Annotated in this window: 15 protein-coding genes; 10 read left to right on the top strand and 5 right to left on the bottom strand. The window is 69.0% G+C overall.

The window, feature by feature from the left end:
- Window positions 1-203 precede the first annotated feature (203 nt).
- The gene (locus FHR32_RS24075) at window positions 204-488 is read right to left on the bottom strand and encodes a hypothetical protein (RefSeq protein ID WP_312882680.1); all 285 of its coding nucleotides are present in this window, start codon (window positions 486-488) and stop codon (window positions 204-206) included.
- A 205-nt stretch (window positions 489-693) separates the two neighbouring features.
- Here FHR32_RS24075 and FHR32_RS24070 point away from each other — a divergent pair, with 205 nt between their 5' ends.
- From FHR32_RS24070 to FHR32_RS24060, 3 genes are all read left to right on the top strand, one after another.
- Window positions 694-1959 (top strand): IS701 family transposase, encoded by a 1266-nt coding sequence (locus tag FHR32_RS24070; protein ID WP_221465336.1) that lies wholly within the window; start codon window positions 694-696, stop codon window positions 1957-1959.
- Window positions 1960-2088: 129 nt separating this feature from the next.
- Window positions 2089-2574, top strand: coding sequence for a GntR family transcriptional regulator (locus FHR32_RS24065; protein ID WP_184756785.1), 486 nt, complete (start codon window positions 2089-2091; stop codon window positions 2572-2574).
- Window positions 2575-2838: 264 nt separating this feature from the next.
- A complete protein-coding gene (locus FHR32_RS24060) occupies window positions 2839-3756 on the top strand; it encodes an SGNH/GDSL hydrolase family protein (RefSeq protein ID WP_184756784.1) in 918 nt (305 codons plus the stop codon).
- 87 nt (window positions 3757-3843) lie between these two features.
- Here the strand turns inward: FHR32_RS24060 and FHR32_RS24055 are convergent, their stop codons facing one another.
- The 4 genes from FHR32_RS24055 to FHR32_RS24040 form a co-directional block, all read right to left on the bottom strand.
- Window positions 3844-4320, bottom strand: coding sequence for a peroxiredoxin (locus tag FHR32_RS24055; protein WP_184756783.1), 477 nt, complete (start codon window positions 4318-4320; stop codon window positions 3844-3846).
- 30 nt (window positions 4321-4350) lie between these two features.
- Window positions 4351-4746 carry a DUF1275 family protein gene (locus tag FHR32_RS24050; protein ID WP_184756782.1) on the bottom strand — a complete coding sequence of 132 codons (396 nt, stop codon included), beginning with the start codon at window positions 4744-4746 and terminating at the stop codon, window positions 4351-4353.
- A gap of 243 nt (window positions 4747-4989) precedes the next feature.
- A complete protein-coding gene (locus FHR32_RS24045) occupies window positions 4990-6012 on the bottom strand; it encodes a hypothetical protein (RefSeq protein WP_184756781.1) in 1023 nt (340 codons plus the stop codon).
- Between the two features lie 58 nt (window positions 6013-6070).
- Window positions 6071-7024 (bottom strand): DMT family transporter, encoded by a 954-nt coding sequence (locus tag FHR32_RS24040; RefSeq protein ID WP_184756780.1) that lies wholly within the window; start codon window positions 7022-7024, stop codon window positions 6071-6073.
- Here FHR32_RS24040 and FHR32_RS24035 point away from each other — a divergent pair.
- From FHR32_RS24035 to FHR32_RS24005, 7 genes are all read left to right on the top strand, one after another.
- Window positions 7023-8420: an aminotransferase-like domain-containing protein gene (locus tag FHR32_RS24035; RefSeq protein ID WP_246467392.1), complete on the top strand. Its 1398-nt coding sequence runs from the start codon at window positions 7023-7025 to the stop codon at window positions 8418-8420. The two genes, FHR32_RS24040 and FHR32_RS24035, sit on opposite strands and share 2 nt — an antisense overlap.
- Before the next feature lie 151 nt (window positions 8421-8571).
- Complete coding sequence (locus FHR32_RS24030) at window positions 8572-9138, top strand: CGNR zinc finger domain-containing protein (protein ID WP_246467390.1); 567 nt, start codon at window positions 8572-8574, stop codon at window positions 9136-9138.
- Window positions 9139-9270: 132 nt separating this feature from the next.
- Window positions 9271-9882 (top strand): GNAT family N-acetyltransferase, encoded by a 612-nt coding sequence (locus FHR32_RS24025; protein WP_184756779.1) that lies wholly within the window; start codon window positions 9271-9273, stop codon window positions 9880-9882.
- A 130-nt stretch (window positions 9883-10012) separates the two neighbouring features.
- Window positions 10013-10891 (top strand): 1,4-dihydroxy-2-naphthoate polyprenyltransferase, encoded by an 879-nt coding sequence (locus tag FHR32_RS24020; RefSeq protein WP_184756778.1) that lies wholly within the window; start codon window positions 10013-10015, stop codon window positions 10889-10891.
- 122 nt (window positions 10892-11013) lie between these two features.
- The gene (locus FHR32_RS24015; protein WP_184756777.1) at window positions 11014-12387 is read left to right on the top strand and encodes a purine-cytosine permease family protein; all 1374 of its coding nucleotides are present in this window, start codon (window positions 11014-11016) and stop codon (window positions 12385-12387) included.
- 32 nt (window positions 12388-12419) lie between these two features.
- Window positions 12420-14168, top strand: a complete 1749-nt coding sequence (locus FHR32_RS24010) for an adenine deaminase C-terminal domain-containing protein (RefSeq protein WP_184756776.1) — start codon at window positions 12420-12422, stop codon at window positions 14166-14168.
- A 2-nt stretch (window positions 14169-14170) separates the two neighbouring features.
- Window positions 14171-15178: an adenosine deaminase gene (locus tag FHR32_RS24005; RefSeq protein WP_184756775.1), complete on the top strand. Its 1008-nt coding sequence runs from the start codon at window positions 14171-14173 to the stop codon at window positions 15176-15178.
- The last annotated feature ends 19 nt before the right edge of the window (window positions 15179-15197 follow it).

The following is a 15197-nucleotide window of genomic DNA, read 5'->3' as shown; positions in this document are numbered from 1 at the left end:
CCGGCGGGCGGCTGCGTGTGAGCCCGCCGGGAGCGGAACCCGGCGGGTGGTGGGAAGGGATGCCCGCCGGGAGCCTTGAGTGGTGGTCCCGCATCCGCCCTTCAACGGGCGCGGGACCACCGCCCTGCCTTCCCGAGCGTCATGGCCCCACGGGAAGGCAGGGAGCTACTGAATGGCCGGGTAAGGCCATGGGTGCCCGGCCGTCAACGGGCACTGCCGATCAGCAGGCGGAGCCACAACGCCTCCACAGGCTTCGAGATCGTCCAGGGTGACTCGTGCACAGTCGCCACTCCCCTCAGCCGGTGCGTCCGCCGTACGAACATCAATCCGCCCGCCCGGCACAGCTCGTAGAAAGTCGCCCTGCAGTCGCAGGTGTGCTCCTTCACTTTCACCCGATCGGCCCTCGGCAGCTCCGGCCTCCAGTCGATCAGCTCGTGCGCCGCCTGCAACGCCCCCACGTGGTGCCCGTGATGCCGCTCTTCCGACACGCCGGCCCCTCTCCCACCGGTGACTTCCGCCCGACAACTCATGACTATAAGTCATCTCGTTCCCTCCGGTCTACAACTCGTATCCTCTCGTCCTGGTAGACGTCTGGTTTGTGGGTATACGTCTGCATTGGTCTAGTAGTACTTCGTTAGATTGTCGATCACCTAGCGTGATCATTTTGAGAAGTCACTTCGGGATCATGTTGTCGTGACACCTGACGAGATGGCGCCGGTGCGCCCGCGGCTTGAGAAGTTTGCAGATCAGATGCTGCGGAGGGTGCTTCGTCGCCGTGATCAACTCGCCACCGGCGAGTTGTATCTGCGGGGGCTGATGCTGGACGGGCGGCGCAAGTCGATGGATCCGATGGCGGAGCGTCTGGGAGTTGACACCCAGCGGTTACAGCAATTCATGGCCGACTCGACCTGGGACTACGAACCGGTCCGGGAAAACCTCACACATTGGGCGCTGGAACGGATCGGTCCGCAGGCGGTCGTCATCGACGATGTCGGCTTCCCCAAGGACGGCCCGAATTCTCCGGGAGTGGCCCGGATGTATTCCGGGACGCTGGGCAAGACCGGAAACTGCCAGATCGGCGTCAGCGCACATCTGGTCACCGATCATGCCTCGTCCGCGGTCAATTGGCGGCTGTTCATCCCCGAGTCGTGGGACCCGGCCAAGATCGAGGATCCGGTTCAGGCGGAAACGGTCCACAAGCGCCGCGACCGGTGCAAGATCCCTCAGGACGTCGGTCACCAGGAGAAGTGGCGACTGGCGTTAAACATGATCGACCAGATGTACGACGAGTGGGGAGTCGGCACCGATCTTCCGGTGGTCTTTGACTCCGGTTATGGCGATTGCACCGCTTTCCGGCTGGGACTGGAGGACCGCGGCCTGTCTTACGTGGCGGCCGTCTCCGATGATCTGTCGGCCTACCCCGGAGATGCGGTGCCTGAACTGCCGGAATACAGCGGCAAGGGGCGCCCGCCGAGACCACGCTATCCAGGCAAGCCATCGAATCTGCGCAATCTCGCATTGGCGGCAGGGCGGGCGAATCTGCGGCGGGTGACCTGGCGGCAAGGCACAAGGAAGACCAGCGGTAATCCAGGCGCGAAAATGCGATCACGCTTCATGGCTCTACCGGTTCTCTTGGCCAACAAAGACATCCCCCGCAACCCCGACGGCAGCCTGCCTGCGCGTTTGCTGCTGGTGGAATGGCCGGCAGGCGAATCCGAACCCACCGATTACTGGATCACCAATCTCCCCGCCGAGACTCCGCTGCGCGAACTCGTCCGGCTCGCCAAGATCCGCTGGCGGATCGAGCATGACTACCGGGAGCTCAATACCGGTCTTGGCCTCAAGCATTTTGAGGGGCGGAGCTTCTTCGGCTGGCACCGCCACGTCACCCTGGCCGCATTAGCGCAGGCATTCTGTACCGAACTACGGCTAGACCCAAAAGTCCCTGCGCCGGCCTGACCTTGTATGAGGTTCTCGGCGAACTCCAGGCTTTACTCGCCACCTGGACCGGCGCTTGCCACGTATGCCATCAAATGTACGCGCCCCATAACACTTCGTAACTTAACGAAGTACTACTAGTGTTCAGCTGTGCTTGATCGCGACGGCCCGATACCGGTCTATAAGCAGATAGCAGAGGTGATTCGCGAACGAATCACCAGCGGCGACATCCCTCCCGGCGAGGCCATGCCCAGCGAGACCGAACTGGAGAGCGAGTACGGCGTCGCCCGCACGACCGCGCGGCGGGTCGCCCGAGAGCTCCGGGAGCAAGGACTCGTCTACACGATCCAGGGCGAGGGCACCTTCGTCGGCAAGCCGGAGACCCCACGGGCCCCTCGCAAGACGCCCCTTTACCAGCAGATCGCCAACGAGATCGCCGAGCGCATCCGCAAGGGCGAATTCCGGCCGAACCGTGCGATCCCCAGCGAGAAAACACTCATGGAGCAGTACGGCGTCGCCAAGGTCACCATCCGCAACTCCGTGGCGTTCCTACGCGACCAGGGCTGGGTTTTCACTGTCCGCCACCGCGGCACATACGTGGCACAGCCCGAAGCATGGCCCGACAAGGCGAAATGAGCGGCGTGGATCGCGCCGGCGAAGGCCGCGCATGAACTCCCGCCCGTCCGCAGGGCGCCAAGCGGACGGGCGACGTCCCGCCGACGGCCGACCTTCGGTAAACACGTCGTCTCCTGAACACCCCTGTCAGGCAACCTCTGGTCGGCGCAGACCAATCCCGGGTTGACGTTCCCTCATTTCTTCTCCCGGCACGGTGTCGCCACGCAGCGTGGTCAATACATTTCCGACCGTCATGTTCGGCCGTCCCAGCCACAGGAGAACACCGTGCGTCACCAGCTTCTCGCGGCTCTCGTCACCGCTCCCCTGATCACTTTCGGCGTCGGCACGAGCCCCGCCACCGCCGACTCCGCCCCCGTCCCCCCTCCCGTCTCCACCACCGACTCCACCGTCGTCCCCCCTCCCGTCTCCACCACCGACTCCACCGTCGTCCCCGCCGACGGATCCAACACGACGGTGCGTTACGCGGCCCTGGGAGACTCCTTCGCCTCCGGTTCCGGCGCCGGGAACTACGACCCCTTCAGCGGACTGTGCCGACGTAGCGCCAACTCCCACCCCATCCTGTGGGCCCGCGCCCACCACCCCGGCAGCTTCCAGTACGGCGCCTGCGGCGGCGCGGCGACCGAGGACGTGGTGAAGAAGCAGATCCCGGACGCCCTGAACGACGACACCACCATGGTCACCCTCACCGTCGGCGGCAACGACGCCGACCTCGAGTCGACCATCGTCAAGTGCGTCGTGACCACCAGCGACCCCGACGAGTGCAACCGGGTCCTCGACAAGGCCGGGAAGTTCGTCGACCAGGTGCTCCCCGGCAAGCTCACCTGGACCTACGGTGCGATCCGCGAGGCCGCCCCGCGGGCGAAGGTCTTCGTCTCCGGCTACCCGCACCTGTTCGAACTGGGCCGTTCCCTCGGCTGCGGTGTCGCCGAGTGGAGGCGCCAGCGCATGAACCTCCTCACCGACCACCTCAACACGGTCATCAAGGAGCAGGCGGAGAAGGCCGGTTTCCGCTACGTCGACGTGAGCGCGGCCTTCGCCGGGCACGGGGTGTGCGCCCCCGGCGGGATCCAGCGGGAGTGGGTCACCCGCATCGTGCCGATGGACGCCTGGCAGGCCTACCACCCCAACAAGCGCGGGCAGAACCTGGGCTACCTGCCGGCCCTCACCGCCGCCATCGGCTGATCGGCCCGACGCGCCGCGAGGTCGCCCGCGGCTCCGGCCCCCTCATCAGGTGTGCAGGGCCGGAGCCCGACAGGGTTCACCACCGGCTCACGCCCCGGCCCGCGCTCGCAGGACCTCCAGAGCCCGGTCGGCGTGGGCCTGCATGCCGGTCTCGCTGTGGATCACTTCGAGGAGACGGCCGTCGGCGTCGATGACGAAGGTCATCCGGCGGGTGAGGAACGGACCCACGGCGATACTGCGGCGGGCGCCCAGCCGCCGGGCGACGGTGCCGTCCGGATCGGACAGCAGGGGATATCCCAGCTGGTTGGTCTCGGCGAAAAGCCGCTGCCGGTCGACCGCGTCACGGCTGATCCCGATCCGGGTCGCGCCCACCGCGGCGAACTCGGCCGCCAGGTCCCGGAAGTGGCAGCTCTCCGCCGTGCATCCCGACGTCATCGCCGCCGGATAGAAGAAGAGCACCACCGGCCCCTTGGCGAGGAAGTCGCCGAGCCGCCGCACCGTACCGGTCTCGTCAGGGAGCTCGAAATCCTCGACTGTGTCTCCAACGGCAAGGCCTGCACCCATGACATGTCCTCCCTGCGTCACTGTGACCGCTCACCGCAACCTCCGGCGCCTCTGCCAGGTTAAGTCTCGCAGGCGCGTCGCGACGGTGACGAGCGCGAGAAGCATGAACACCGGCGGAAGCGCGCCCGCCCAGACAGGCGCCAGGTGCAGGAGCAGTGACGAGCAGAGCGCACCGGCGACGAGGGCCGAGACGATGACGGCGCGAGGCGCGACGCCGGAGGGGGCGCGCGACATCAACGACTCGGCCAGGGAGGTGAGGGTGCCGGTGACGAACGCGGTGGTGATGCCCGCGATGTTGACCCGGCGGGCCGCCGCCACCTGCACACCCATGGCGCAGGACGCCACCGCGATCAGCGCGAGCGTCAGGGTCATCAGGACCAGGACGACGTAGCTCCACCGTCGCACCGACGCGGCCCCGTGGCTCACCGTCCCCACCTGCCGGGTCCCCGCCGGCCGTACTCGACGGGCGGTTCCGGAACGCGTCGCCGGCCGGAACCCCGGTCGGCGATCGTCATCTGCCCGGACCGGCTGGTGGTCGCCACATCCGGGTCTCCGCTCTCACCGGCTCGTGCATGCGAGGTCGAGTCTGCCGCATCGCAAGCGCGACGGGGTCGCGGCTCGCCGGGAACGCCTCTCCCCCGCGCGGTCGGAGATGGCCGGCTGTCAGGGTCAGAACACCGGGATGATCTCCTCGGGATCGAGGAAGTCGACCTCGACCCCGTCGATGTCGAGTTCGGGGATGGCCGGGAACTCGATTCCCCAGCGCTCCACGATGGCGCGGATCCTGGCCATGGCCACGCGCCAGTTGTCGGCCTGTTCCTCGTAGGAGAGCACGCCCAGGCCCGCTTCGCGGGCGTGGTTCATCAGGACGCGGTGGTTGTGCAGGAAGTAGGGCGGCAGCTCCCAGAAGCCGCTCGGCGGCTCCCAGAGGATCATGGAGAGGAAGACGAAACCCGCGCGGAGCTGACGGGTGATCAGCGAGCGGACGTCGTCGGTGAGGCCGGGCCACTCGTTCTCCAGGATGGTCATGCAGATCTGCAGGTGGCGCGACTCGTCACGGCCGATGCGGTGGAACATGTCACCGAAGACCGGGTGCCTGGTCCCGCTCGCCATGCCGCGGAACAGGGTGGATGCGGCCATCTCGCCCATCATGAAGCTGGTGAACAGCACCGGCAGGGTGTATTTGCCGACGGCGCTGCTGTAGCCCGTCCAGTAGCGGCCCCCGTTGTGGTAGAGCCAGCCGATGTTGTTGTGGGCGGCCTTCTCCAGGTCGGTGGCCGGGGTCCAGTTCAGCGGCCCGCCCGGCCAGAGTCTGGCGATGGTGCGCTGGCAGCACTCCTCGTGGTTCATCTCGTCCCGTGTGATCGAGAAGAAGCACTTGCGGACCGGATCCTCCTCGTGCTTCTCGAACGCCTGGATGGTGGCGCGGGCGAAGACGGCGGGGCCTGAGGCGTCGAAGTTGGCCAGCACCGAGAACCAGTACATGATCCCGAGGCGCTGTTCGGTGGTGAAGTCGCCCGGGTCGAGGTCGTCCCAGGGCAGGTCCGCGGGATTCCAGACCATGCGCTTGGACTTCTCGTAGATGGCCGCCAGCTTCTCCGTCTCGACCCGCCACTCCATCGGGTAGATGTTCGGCTGGGGGATCTCCGGAGCAGGCCAGAAGCCGCCCTCGGGAATCGACAGGTCCGTCATGATCCCACCCCTTTTATGACAGCTTCAGCTCACATCTTGCGCCTCGCTGTCACATCTTTCAAGAGCGTGCCCGCTGCGTCATGGCGACACACACGAGTACGGCCAGCGCTGCCACGACCGTGACCGGTCCGAACCGCTCGCCGAGCAGGAGCCATGCCCACAGCAGCGTCAGCAGGGGCTGGGCGAGCTGGGTCTGCCCGGCACGGGCGATCCCTCCCGTGGCCAGGCCGGCGTACCAGGGGATGAAGCCGAGGAACATCGAGACCAGCCCCACGTAGGCGAATCCGGCCAGCGACACCGCGTCGGGACGCGTGTCCGTGGTCAGCGCCAGGGCGGCCGTCGCCGGGACGGTGAGCGGGGCGGCGACGACCAGGGCGTGGGAGATCACCCGCCAGCCGGAGGTCTCGCGGGCGAGACGCCCGCCCTCGGTGTAGCCGACGGCCGCCGACACGAGCGCGCCGACGAGGAGCAGGTCGGCTCCGGTGGCGTGGCCGCCGCCCCGGCTGAGGGTGAAGGCCGTGATCGCCACGGCTCCCAGGCCGCAGGCGACCCAGAACAGCGGCCGGGGCCGCTCTCCCCCTCGCAGGACGGCGCAGGCCGCGGTGGCGGCGGGCAGGAGGCCGATGACCACCCCGGCGTGGGAGACGCTCGCCCCGGCGTCGAGCGCCAGCCCGCTGAAGAGGGGGAACCCGAACACCACACCGGCCACGATGACGAGGTAGGAGCGCAGCTGTGTCCTGGGCGGCAGCAACGGCGCCCGGGCGACCAGCAGGAGGACCAGCGCCGCGACGGCGGCCACCGCGGCCCGCCCGATCGCCACGAGGTAGGGGTCGAACCCCCGCATCGCGAAGACCGTCGCCGGAAACGAGCCCGAGAAGGAGAGCACGCCGAGGCTCGCGAGGACGCTTCCCCGCCACGCCGCGCTCAGGGAGGCCCACGGGCCGGTCGCGAGATCCGTCGCGGGGACGACCGCTACTCGGCTGGGGACGATAGCGCTATCGTTGTCTCTCATGAATGACGATAGCAGTATCGTCCGGCTGACGGCCATGCTCCGCGCGGAGGCGGCGCGGCTGCGCCCTGGAGACAGGCTGCCATCGAGCCGGGAGCTGATGCGGGTTCACGGTGTCAGCCCGGTGACCGTGTCGCGGGCACTTGCCCGGCTTGCCGCGGAAGGACAGGTGATCACCAGACCGGGCAGCGGGACTTATGTCGCCCCCGTCCTCACCCGCCCCAACGGCACGGCGGACCTGTCCTGGCAGACGGTGGCGCTCGGCGACCGGGTGGTGGACGACACGGCGGTGAGCGGTCTGCTCACTCCTCCGCCGGACGGCGTCATCCCGCTCACCGGCGGTTACCTCAACCCGGCCCTGCGCCCCTCCAAGGCCCTGTCGGCCGCCGCCTCCCGCGCGCTCCGCCGCCCCGACGCCTGGGCGCTGCCGCCCCTGACCGGCCTTCCCGAGCTGCGCAGGTGGTTCGCGCAGGAGGCGGGGGGCGACGTCACCCCCTCGGACGCCCTCATCCTCAGCGGCGGGCAGTCCGCCCTCACCCACGCCTTCCGCGCCCTCGCCGCGCCCGACGCCCCGATCCTCGTCGAGACCCCGACCTATCCGGGGGCGCTCGCCGCCGCACGGGCCGCCGGGCTCCGGGCGACGGCCGTACCGATGGATCGCGACGGGGTGCGACCGGAGCTTCTCGCGGAGGCCTTCGCCGTCACGGGCGCGCGGGTCTTCTTCTGCCAGCCGACCCTGCACAACCCCACCGGCGCGACGCTGACCCTCGAACGGCGCAGGCAGGTGCTCGCCGTCGCCCGAGCCGCGGGGGCGTTCGTCGTCGAGGACGACTACGCCAGGTATTTCGCGACGGCCCCGGCCCCGCCCCCGATGATCTCCCTGGACGCCCACGGCACGGTCGTGTACGTCAACTCCCTCACCAAGGTCCTGTCACCCAGCATGCGGGTCGCCGGGGTCATCGCCCGGGGTCCGGCCGCACGGCGGCTGCGGGCGACCCATCTCGTGGAGTCGTTCTTCGTGGCCAGGCCGCTGCAGGAGACGGCGCTGGAGTTCGTCGGCTCATCCGCGTGGCCGCGCCACCTGGCCGGGCTGGGCGCCGAGCTGACGGCACGCAGGGACGCGCTCGCCACCGCGCTCGCCACGCGGATACCCGCCGCCGAGATCCACCTCCTGCCCAGGGGCGGCCTGCACCTGTGGGTACGGCTCCCGCCCGACCGGGACGAGGAGACCGTGGTGGAGGCGGCCAGGCGGGCGGGAGTCCTGGTGAGCCCTGGAGGCATCTACTATCCGGCCGAGGCTCCGGGCCCCATGGTCCGGGTGACCCACGTGGCGGCCCTTCACCTCCCGGAGCTGATCGAAGGCGTCCGCCGGCTGGCGACGGCGCTGGACGAGGACTGAACCGCCGGGAGCGGATCAGCATGATTTCTCCTCCGGTGCGGCTCGCGCCTGCGGTTCCCCTGAAGGGCGAGATGAGCCCAGTACCCCATGACCCTCTCCAAAAACACCTGTGAAAAAGCTATGGCGGTGTCGCAATGAATACAACCCCCTAATGGCATACAGTGGTTTCGAAGAGGTGATGGAACCCATGGACAACCCCTCCGAGCTGGTGTGCGACTTCGTCAACACCTACGACGTCGAGAGCGGGGTCGACACGCTCACGTCCCCCGCGGCGCTGGCCGCGTGGCTCGGCAGGCGTGATCTGGTCGGATCGGAGGACACGGCCGAGGACGACCACCTGGCCCTGGCCGTCGACCTCCGCGAAGCCCTGCGTGTGGCGCTCCGCCACAACCACGACCATGAGCCGGGACTGCCCCACCCGTTCGCCGGGCTCTCACTACGGGTCACCCTGACGACCGGCGGGCCCGTCCTCGAACCGGTCGCCGCGGGGGTGACGGGCGGGCTGGCCAGGATCGCGGTCGCGGTGATGGGCGCGCAGGCCGAAGGGATGTGGCCGAGACTGAAGGTGTGCACCGAGAGCACCTGCCAATGGGCGTTCGTCGACTCGTCCAAGAACCGTTCGCGCTCGTGGTGTTCCATGAGAGTGTGCGGTAACCGCACCAAGACTCGGGCATATCGGGCTCGGCGCCAGACGGAGACAGGTTCGCGTCATCTCTGAGTCCGATTCCCCGATACGGTGTAGGAGCCTGTCTCGGGAGTCGACCCGCCTGATGCCCGCTCGCGTGGCACGACACCCACGAGGCAGTGCTTCCCGAGGCGACGGTAGACGGCAGAGAAGGAGCGGGCCGAGATGGCAGACGTAGGCGTGCGGGCGGCTCGGCACGATGATGTCGCCGCTGTGACGAGCACCCAGATACGCGCCTGGAAGTACGGTTACCGGGATTTCCTCCCGGAGGGACCGCTGGAGCAGATGACCGGTCCCGCCGCCGAGGAGATGTGGCGGCGCCAGTGGGACGAGGCCATCCTCACCCCGCCGTCCTCCCGGCACCGGGTGCTGGTCGCGGTGGAGCAGGTCGTCCTCGACACCGATGCGTTCCCCGCCCTCGGCCCCGGCGGCATCGAGGCGATGGCGGCGATGCGAGGCGCCGAGCGCGTGGTGGGCCTCGCCTCCCACGCCCCGGCGGAGGACCCCGACCTCGACCCGACCATCACCGCCGAGATGCTCACCTTCCTGGTGGATCCGGACCATGTCCGGCGCGGACACGGCAGCCGCCTGCTCAACGCGACGGTCGACTACCTCCGTGACGACGGCTACCACACCATCGTGACCTGGGTGTTCGCCGACAACCACGGCCCGCTCGGGTTCCTGGAGTCGGCCGGCTGGGGCGAGGACGGGGCCGAGAGGGTCCTCAACATAGGCCGGCCGGTGCGGATGATCCGCCTGACCACCGACATCAGCTAGGGCGTGTCCGTGGATCCCCGCCGTGGCGGGGATCCACGGACACGCCCCAGAGCCGGCGGTCCGGGATCGACGTAGTCGACATGCTCCCGGACCGCCGGCAGGAAACACCCGAGAGGAAAACCGCAACACCATGGCCACCCCGAGCCAGTGGATCGCCGGAGCCCGTCCGCGCACCCTTCCCGCCGCCGTCGTCCCCGTCGCCGTCGGCATGGGTGTCGCGATCGGATACGGCGGGGCAGTCTGGTGGCGGGCCCTGCTCGCCCTGTTCGTGGCGCTCGCCCTGCAGGTGGGCGTCAACTACGCCAACGACTACAGCGACGGCGTCCGCGGCACCGACGACGAGCGGGTCGGCCCGATGCGCCTGGTCGGCTCGGCGGCGGCTGCACCCCGCGAGGTCCTCGGCGCGGCCCTGGGCTGCTTCCTGGCCGCCGCGGTGGCGGGGCTGGCACTGGTCGTGGCCACCGGTGCGTGGTGGCTGCTGCTGGTCGGCGCGCTGTCGATCGCGGCGGCCTGGTTCTACACCGGCGGCTCACGGCCCTACGGCTACCGCGCGCTCGGTGAGATCTCGGTGTTCGTGTTCTTCGGCCTGGTCGCGGTGGCCGGCACCACGTTCGTGCAGCTCGAATGGCTTCCCTGGACCGCGCTGGCGGCCTCGGTCCCGGTGGGCCTGCTGGCCTGCGCGATGCTGGTGGTCAACAACCTGCGTGACATCGTCACCGACGGCCCGGCCGGCAAGCGCACCATGGCCGTGGTGCTCGGCGATCACCGCACCCGCACCCTTTACACCCTCTGCCTGACGCTTCCCCTGCTCATCGCGCTGGCCATGGCACCGTGGCAGCCGTTCGCGGCGCTCGCCGTGCTCGCCACGCCGCTCGCGATCGGCCCGGTGCAGGCCGTCAGGCAGGGCGCGACCGGGCCCGCCCTGATCGCCACGCTCCAGCAGACCGGCCGCTTCCAGCTCGTCTACGGTGTGCTGTTCACCATCGGCCTGGCCCTTCAGGCGCTCTGAAACGATCACTTTGGAGATCGCTACAGGCGCGCTCTCCCCGTCTCGTGCTCGCCGACAACGAGGACATTCCCCTCTCTTTGATTCACTGAACGTGAACGTTCAATGACAAAGTTGGAGGAGTCGTGGCCGTCGAGCAACGCGGGATCGAGCTGGTCTCGCCGTCGGAGAGGTACGGCCGGCCGCGTGATCTGCTCTTCCTCTGGAGCGGCACCACGCTCGGCATCTTCACCCTGGTCTACGGCACGGTCGTCGTCTCCCTGGGACTGAGCTTCCCGCAGGCGGTCATGGCCATCGTGATCGGCAACCTGCTGGCCTTCCCGCTGGTCGGCCTGACCAGCCTGCAGGGCCCGGCCGTCGGCACCTCCACGATGGCGGTCTCCCGGGCCGCGTTCGGCCCCAAGGGCGCCCGGGTGCTCAGCTTCTTCGGCTGGATCAACATGGTGGGCTTCGAGGCCGGCGGCATGGTGCTGATCACCTTCGCCGCCCTGGCCCTGCTCGACCAGGCCGGGGTCACCGGCCAGGGTGCCGGCCTGAAGATCGGCGTCATCGTCGTCGCGGCCCTGATCCAGCTCGTGCTGCCGCTCATCGGGCACGCCGCCGTGATGAGGGCGCAGAAGTACTTCACCTGGGTGTTCGTCGCGATGTTCGCCGTCATGGGCGCGCTCATCGCGCCGAAGGTCCAGGTCGCCTCGGCCGGCGGCGCCGACTTCGCCACGTTCACCATCGCGGTGGCGCTGGTCATGTCGGCCGGCGGACTGTCGTGGGCGCCGCTGGGCAGCGACTACTCGCGCTACCTGCCGGCGGACTCCAGCAAGAAGGCCGTCTTCGGCTACGCGATGTTCGGCGGGCTCGTGCCGTACGTTCTGCTGATGACGCTCGGCGCGGCCGTCGCCACCGTGGTCAAGGACGCGGGCGACCCCGTCTCGGGCCTGCCCGGCGCGCTGCCGTCCTGGTTCGTCGTGCCCTACCTGCTGCTGGCGATCGTCACGCTGTTCGCGGTGAACACCACCGACCTCTACTCCTCCGGTCTGAACCTGCAGGCCTCCGGGATCAGGCTGAACAGGTCCTCCGCGGTCGTGCTCGACCTGGTGATCTGCGTCGCGATCACCTGCGTGGCGGTGTTCTCCGACTCCTTCAACACGATGCTCAACACCTTCCTCGGTCTGCTGATCCTCTGGCTGGCCCCCTGGGCGGGCATCTATCTGACCGACTGGCTGCGACGCAGGGGCCGCTACGACGCCGAGGGCCTGTTCGCCGACGGCGGGCCGTACCACGGCAGCGGCGGCATCCGCTGGACCGGCATCGCCGCGCAGGTCGCCGGCATGATCGCGGCGGGCCTCTGGATCAACTCGACGGCCTTCACCGGACCGCTCTCGGAGATCACCGGCGGCTCCGACTTCAGCATCTTCGCGGGCTTCGGAGTGGCGGCTCTGGTGTACGCCGCGCTCGACCGCCGGGGCGCCCCCGTCCCCGTCCCCGTCTCCGTCCCCGCCTGACAGCCCGCCGACGCGAAAGGCACCACAGAGAAATGCCCGACCACACCCTGCTCGACGTCGCCTACGGGCGGCGTCCCGCCGACACGATCATCACCAACGGCGTCCTCGTCAACGTGCTGACCGGTGAGACCTACCCGGCCGAGATCGGCATCAGCGGCACCCGGATCGCCGTCGTCGGAAACGATCTCGAAAGGGGTCCCGGCACCGAGATCATCGACGCCCGGGGCGGCTACCTGGTCCCCGGCCTGATAGACGGCCACCTGCACATCGAGTGCAGCAAGCTCTCCGTGACGAGCTTCGCCGACCTGGTCGTCCCCTACGGCACCACCAGCGTCGTCTCCGGCCTGGACCAGATCCTGGTGGTGGACGGCCTGCCCGGGGTGCGGGGCTTCCTGGACGAGGCCGCCCGGACCGGCATGCGCGTCTGGTGGGGGGCACCCGCCAAGGCTCCCTACACGGTCCCCGAGTCGACCGTCGGGCACACCTTCGGCCCGGCCGAGCATCTGCTGGCGCACGAGTGGCCCGAATGCGTCGGCATCTGGGAGACCGTGCAGGAGTTCGTCGAGCACGGCGACGAGGCCGTAATGGAGGCGCTCGACCTGGCCGCCGGACACCGGCTGCCGGTCTTCGGCTGCGCCCCGCTGTCGGACCCGCGCCGGATCAGCGGCCTGGCCGCGGCCGGGATCCGCCTGGACCACGAGTCCTACTCGGCCGAGGAGACGCTGGAGAAGCTGCGCCGGGGCATCTACGCCATCGTGCGCGAGTCGAGCGTCGCTCATTTCCTGGAGGAGAACATCAAGGTCGTCTCCCAGGTGGGCGCGCGCCGGGTGGCCTTCTGCACCGACGACGTGCACGCCGCCGATGTGCTCGCCGGAGGCCACATGGACAAGCTGGTCCGGATGGCCGTCAAGGCGGGCGTGGACCCGGTGACCGCGATCCAGATGGCCACGGTCAACTGCGCGGAGATGTACCGGATCGACCACCTGGTCGGCAGCATCGCCCCCGGCCGGTACGCCGACGTGCTGATCGTGGACGACCTGGCGGACTTCCGGGTGCGCGAGGTCGTGGCGGGCGGAACCCTGGTCGCCAGGGACAGCGCGATGATCACTCCCTCCGCGCCTCCCCCGCGCGGCCAGGTGCGGCCCTTCCCCGTCCCGGAGCTGACCGCCGGCGACATCGTGCTCCGCGCCCCCGAGGGCGCCTCCACGGTCACCGCGCTGTCGATGCGGATGACTCCGGAGCAGGTGTTCGTGCGCAGGCGGCACGACGTCACCCTCCCGGTCACCGGCGGGATCGTGGAGCCCTCCGTGGAGGACGACGCGCTCTACATCACGGTCGTCGAGCGGTACGGCAAGACCTCCAACCGGCCGGTCGGCCTGATCAGCGGCTACGGTCTCACCCGGGGCGCGATCGCGACCAGCGCCGCCCCGGACGACAACAACATCATCTGCGTCGGCGCCTCCCGCTCCGACATGGCCCTGGCCGTCAACGAGGTCGTGAAGGCCGGTGGCGGCCAGGTCGTCGTCGTGGACGGCGAGGTGCGCGGGCTCCTGCCGCTGCCGGTCGGCGGCATCGTCTCCGACCTGCCGGCCGGGGAGATGGCCGAGGCCGAGAGCGCGCTGGACGACCTGGCCCGCGAGCTGGGATGCGAGCTGCCGTCCCCGCTCATGTATCTGTTCTTCCTGTCGATCACCGCGATCCCCGACTACGCCATCACCGACCTCGGCCTCGTCGACTGCGTCAAGCTCGAGGTCGTCGACCCGATCCTCTCCTGGAGCTGACAATGACGGATTTCATCGAGGGCCTGCCCAAGTGCGAGCTGCACCTGCACATCGAGGGGACCCTGGAACCGGAGCTGAAGTTCGAACTCGCCCGGCGCAACGGGCTGGAGCTGCCCTACGCCTCCGTCGAGGAGATCCGGGCCGCCTACTCCTTCGACGACCTGCCCTCGTTCCTGAAGATCTACTACGAGGGCATGGACGTGCTCCGCACCGAGCCCGACTTCTACGACCTTGCCATGGCCTACCTGCGCAAGGCCGCCTCGCAGAACGTCCGCTACGCGGAGATCTTCTTCGACCCGCAGGCCCACACCTCACGCGGGGTGCCGTTCGCCATCGTGATCCGCGGCCTGCGCCGGGCACTGATCGACGCCGAGAACCAGCTTGGGATCAAAGCGCAGCTCATCATGTGCTTCCTCCGCGACTTCCAGGCGGAGTACGCCATGGCGACACTCCTTGAGTCCCTGCCCTACCGCGAGTGGATCGTGGGCGTCGGCCTCGACTCCGATGAGAAGGGCAACCCGCCGGCCAAGTTCGCCGCCGTCTACGAGCGGGCCCGGCAGGAGGGCTACCTTCTGACGATGCACTGCGACGTCGACCAGGAGAACTCCACCGAGCACATCCGCCAGGCCATCGAGGACATCGGCGTCAACCGCATCGACCATGGGGTCAACGCCCTGGAGGACCCCGCGCTCGTCGAGGCGATCCGCGCGAAGGGACTGGGCCTGACCGTGTGCCCGATCTCCAACGGCTACGTGACCGACTCGATGAAGGCCGACGCCATCCGCCGGATGCTCGACCTCGGCCTGCGGGTCACGGTCAACTCCGACGACCCGGCCTATTTCGCGGGCTACGTCCAGGAGAACCTCGTCGCCCTCGCCGAGGCCCTCACGCTCTCCCGGGAGGAGCTCGTCCAGCTGGAGCGGAACGCCTTCGAGATCACCTGGCTCCCCCGCCGCCTCAAGGACGCCTACCTCGCCGAGCTGGACGCCTACGCCGCCGCGACGTCCTGAGAAACCGCCGCGGGGACAC

The organism is Streptosporangium album (assembly GCF_014203795.1).
GTDB lineage: Bacteria > Actinomycetota > Actinomycetes > Streptosporangiales > Streptosporangiaceae > Streptosporangium > Streptosporangium album.
Note: the sequence above shows the minus strand (reverse complement) of the source record. Positions and strands in the feature narration are given on the sequence as shown.